Source organism: Sphingomonas sp. 28-62-20, assembly GCF_002281505.1.
In genome coordinates, this window is sequence record NZ_NCGH01000068.1 from 1 (window position 1) to 1,525 (window position 1,525).

A 1,525-nucleotide genomic window follows, 5' to 3' on the forward strand; every position below is an offset into this window, starting at 1 on the left:
GCACCGGAGCAGCTCTGCGTGATCGCCGGTGCCTTTCTCCAGCACCATGATCTTCACTGTCTGACTGGTGCCATGCTTGGCATAGGCGTTCGCCGGCAGCTCGAGGTGGAGGGTCAGCGCGCAACCCGCGGTCGCCTTGGCCCAGGCGCGGCTCGATGTGTCGATGCGATCGGGCAGGATCGCAGCGCAGCGGCCTCCGGCGCCAAGCCGCATGAGTGCGGCGCGAAGATGCCGGAAGGCAGCCAGCGGGTCGGCGTGCCGACCGATGCTGCGCGAGAATGGCGGGTTGATGAGGACGGCAGTGGGTCGGATCGTGGGTGGCAGCAGATCGTGTATCAGCTCGGCATCGTGACGTGTGACAGCCACACCTGGGAAGGCGGCAGAAAGCATCTCGGCGCGGGCCGGATCAATTTCGTTGAGGACTAGGCGTGCACCGGCGCGCCGTGCGAAGACCGCCAGAAGGCCGGTGCCGGCAGAGGGTTCGAGGACTAGGTCGGTCGGGGTGATCCGGGCAGCAAGTGTGGCCAAGTATGCGATCGGGGCGGGAGTCGAGAATTGCTGGAGTTCGATCTGCTCCTCACTGCGAACCGTGTGCGTCGGCAGGTTGGCGACCAACTCGGTCAGCGCAGCAAGACAATCGTTCGGCGCGGAGGGAAGGTCGGCTTTGGCCAGATGCATGACCTGGGCGAGTTCGAGCATGTCGTAAGCGTCGCGAAGCGACCAGCGACCATCGGCCGAGGAACCACCATAGGCTTGTTCCATGACCCACAGCAGCGTGTCGCGCTGGAGCGACCCATGCCTGGCCATGGTGTCGGCAACCGCCTTGGCGGCGGTAATCGGGGGTTCAGTGAAATCGAGTTCGAGAGCTGCGGCTGAGGTGCGCATCGAGGGTCTCCTTCTTGTCGCCCGGTGCTCATCACCGGATCAACAAGCCGGAGGCCTCCTCCCCTCTCTTCAGTGGGAATGTAGGTGAATCTCGGTCCGAGGGAGAGCATTGCGAGCAAATCGATCGCGAAGTGCGTCATTCCAGTCATCATGCTCGGACGGGAGCCATTCCTCCACGACCCGCCCCTTAGCGGCGAGGTGCTCGCGCGCCCGCCCCAGGCAAATCTTCGCCGCTTTGTTTCTCTGACCGAAAACGATCACACGCCTCACATGGGACGGAATCCCAACATGAGCGTAGCGCTCGGCACCAAGCACGGCCCAGACGGGCAATTGAAACCAGTCGGAGGCAGACAGGGCATCTTCAATGCCCTCGGCGATACCCAGTATGTCGTCGGGCTCGCCAAACCGTACGCTGCCCGAACCCAGAAGACCCAAAGCCAGCTTGGGCTTGCGGAAGGGGCGTCGCAGAATGTCGGCTGGGTCAAGGAATGTGCGGTGCACGGCAACGAGGCCGAGCTCATTTCTCACGGCCGCGATCAGCGCCGGAAGGCTGCGCCGATCCTTTCCCTTGCCGATGATCGTCTGCGGGTTGAAGCGCAGTTCTGGGGATGATGTGTATATCCTGCGTGCTTGAAGATAC

At 63.2% G+C, this 1,525-nt stretch carries 1 protein-coding gene and 1 pseudogene; both read right to left on the reverse strand.

Annotated elements, in window-relative coordinates; translation table 11 throughout:
* A pseudogene (locus B7Y43_RS20045) lies at nucleotides 1–885 on the reverse strand (methylase); the annotation flags it as partial.
* Nucleotides 886–954: 69 nt separating this feature from the next.
* Nucleotides 955–1,525, reverse strand: a 571-nt coding sequence (locus tag B7Y43_RS20050; RefSeq protein WP_374133421.1) for a toprim domain-containing protein, incomplete at its 5' end; no start/stop codon positions are given.